Origin of the sequence: uncultured Parabacteroides sp., assembly GCF_905196875.1 — a bacterium.
Lineage (GTDB): Bacteria > Bacteroidota > Bacteroidia > Bacteroidales > Tannerellaceae > Parabacteroides.
The window spans coordinates 1-3,029 of sequence record NZ_CAJJWO010000133.1 but is presented as its reverse complement, the minus strand read 5'-3'; the positions used below and the strand labels follow the sequence as shown (position 1 = coordinate 3,029).

2 protein-coding genes are annotated in these 3,029 nt (G+C 46.9%); one reads left to right on the top strand and one right to left on the bottom strand.

From position 1 onward, the window contains the following. Positions 1-194: 194 nt before the first annotated feature. A complete protein-coding gene (gene dacB, locus QZ076_RS21900; RefSeq protein ID WP_293717231.1) occupies positions 195-1,673 on the bottom strand; it encodes a D-alanyl-D-alanine carboxypeptidase/D-alanyl-D-alanine-endopeptidase in 1,479 nt (492 codons plus the stop codon). A 59-nt stretch (positions 1,674-1,732) separates the two neighbouring features. On the opposite strand from dacB, the gene QZ076_RS21895 reads away from it, so the two are divergent. Beyond that, complete coding sequence (locus QZ076_RS21895; protein WP_293717230.1) at positions 1,733-2,863, top strand: AI-2E family transporter; 1,131 nt, start codon at positions 1,733-1,735, stop codon at positions 2,861-2,863. The last annotated feature ends 166 nt before the right edge of the window (positions 2,864-3,029 follow it).

The window sequence follows — 3,029 nt, the reverse complement described above, 5'->3', positions numbered from 1 at the left end:
CCCATTCCCTGAAACCTGCCGACCCATTCTGAAAAAGCTGCCGACCATTTGTCGGATTTCCTTATATCCTCTTCGCGAAACGCCCATACCAACAACACAACATTCATATCTAGAAAATATTGAACCTATTGCTATCTCCATTGGCATATTGGCACATTTGCAAATTGGCTCATTATTGACAAATACTGAAACAGTCAACTAAAAAGTTGTAACAGCAACTTTTCCAACGCCTTCGTCATTTCCCCCATACTACAGGAATAGTTGTTGGAGAAAACGGCTACAGCATACGTCTTGCCATCCTTGGTAATATATCCGGCATAACTTCTCACACCAGTGATACCACCACTTTTCAAGCGGGCCTTTCCCTGTAGTTTAGTCCCTTTCAGCAGGTTCCGTACCGAACCTTCCACACCAGCTTCCGGCAACGACGCGATAAAAGCCTCCGACGCGTCTGATTTCGTGGCCATATACACCAGCATATCCGCAATAAAGCCGGCTGAAACCTTATCAGCTGGAGCCAGTCCACTTCCATCATTCATCCGCAACGGGAAAACATCCAGTCCTTTCTTCCGCCAATGATCGGCAACCACCTGCACACCCCGCCCGAATGAAGAGATCACCTCGTTCCGCTGTGGTTGATATTGTAACCCGACCGTCTTAAGCTGCGTATCGGCAAACAGATTATGACTGACATGGTTGGTGACTCTCGCAATCTCCTTCAAGGCCGGCGAATAAGTAGTAACGATTGTTTTCCTTTCACTCTCCTTCCATCTTCCGGCTTCCGACTCGATACGGAAACAGGTAGGTTCACCCGTCACCTCGATGCCTTCCCGTTCGAGTCCGGCGGTCAGGTAGCGCGCCAGGAACAAGGCCGGATCGGGAATATCTCCTTTCAATATATAACTTTCACGGTTGGAAGGGAGAACGCCATACAAATAACGTTCGTCAGACAACGGCGCACCAATAATATAGGCACTATCTGAAGCCGCTGGAACTGCTTTCAGGTAATTGACAAAATGAACGGTCGGTAAAGCCGGATCAGTTCCCCTCAGCACTGGACGAGTACCGGGAGCACCTGTCTTCAGCGCTAACTTATACATATTATCGAATACAGAAAGCCCATAGCTTCCCGGTGCATAATAATTTCCCATATCCTCACGCAGCCATTTAATGGACGAACCTTCGGTATCGAAAATGCTCTCATCGGACACTACAGACCCGTTTATCTTCTGTATGCCGGCCTTTCTTAATGCCGCTATCCATTCAGGCATGAAGGTATTCTGTGCAGGTCGATACGTACCTCTGTCGGATGCAAAATAGGACGAACCCAGCGACGGGTCGCCACCTCCTTTTATATAGAGGTTTCCGTTGAGCACACCTTCTTTTATCGTCCCGTCATACTCCAGGGAAGTTTCGTAGCGAAAATCCTCTCCCAGTATCTCCAGGGCCGTTGCTGTGGCAACCGTCTTCAATACCGAGGCAGGCGACACCAGTCGGTCTGCATCATAACTATACAAAGTCTTCCCGTCCTGCACGTCTTTCACCACAATCGAAAAGGTAGCTCCTTTCATGTAAGGAGCATTCAATAATTGCTTTATTGGCTGGGGAGTTTGTGCCTGGGGTTGCCAGAAGCAGCATAGCAGCAGGGCGGCACATAATATTTTCTTTATCATCTTGTTGTCCTATTCTACTTTATTCTATCTTTGTTGCAGGCAAAGATAAAAATTAAAATATGAACTCATTGTTTGAAAGACCATTTACATTCGACCGGGTAACGCGTATTGTTTTCAGCATCGTTATCATCGGAGCCTTGCTCTATCTGATCGCAGTCTTGCGAAACGCGTTGCTTCCTTTCCTGATCGCGTGGTTGCTAGCCTATCTGATGCAGCCTTTCGTCAAGTTTTTTCAATACAAGCTCAAACTGAAAAGCCGTATTCTTGCTATCGTTGCAGTTATCCTTTCCGCTTCTCTGATCATCGGTCTGGCAGCTTCACTGGTTATTCCATCGGTAGCTCAGGAGGCAGACAGGACACTCAGCCTGATGCGCACGCATAACCCGGGTGAAGGGCATATCCCACTCATTCCCGAATCGTGGATTGAATATCTGGAAAACAACGTCGATATCAACCAGCTGATGGAACTCCTCAGCCGCGAAAACATACAGAATGCAATCAAACAGTTGGCCCCCAAAGTCTGGAACATCCTGTCGAATACGTTCTCCATTCTGTTCAGCATAACGATCGTCTTTGTGATACTTTTATATTTCATATTTATCCTACTCGATTACGAGAAGATAGCAAATGGCTGGATCAACCTGATCCCCGCCCGCCAGCGTACCTTCGTAAAAGGACTGGCCGATGATGTGGAACAGAGCATGAACCGCTATTTCCGAGGGCAGTCACTGATCGCCTTATGCGTAGGTGTCTTGCTGGCTATCGGCTTCAAGATCGTAGGTTTCCCGCTGGCCGTCACATTGGGACTGTTTATCGGCGTCCTCAATCTGATTCCGTACCTACAAGCCATCGGCTTGATACCAATGGTAATCCTCAGCCTACTTAAATCAGCAGAAACGGGACAAAACTTCTGGCTCATTTTCGGATCAGGTTTATTGATACTCGGAATTGTACAGTGCATTCAGGATTTATACCTCACCCCTCGCATCATGGGAAAAGCGATGGGACTAAATCCGGCCATCATCCTTCTTTCTCTCTCCATCTGGGGAACTTTACTGGGATTTATCGGCTTGATCATCGCATTGCCGCTCACAACCCTCTGTCTGTCTTATTATAAGCGTTTTATCTTAATGGAAGAGGACACTACTCCACCTCCTCCTACCGATAATCAACCTTCAGAAGAAAAATAAATGCACTTTTTTCAAAAAAAGTTAGCCCTACTATTGCAAATTCAAAAATAAACCCTACCTTTGCACCCGCAATACAGAAGTAAAGCATACCGCAATACAGAGTATTCAAATGATGATTCGCTAGCTCAGCAGGTAGAGCACATCCCTTTTAAGGATGGGGTCCTGG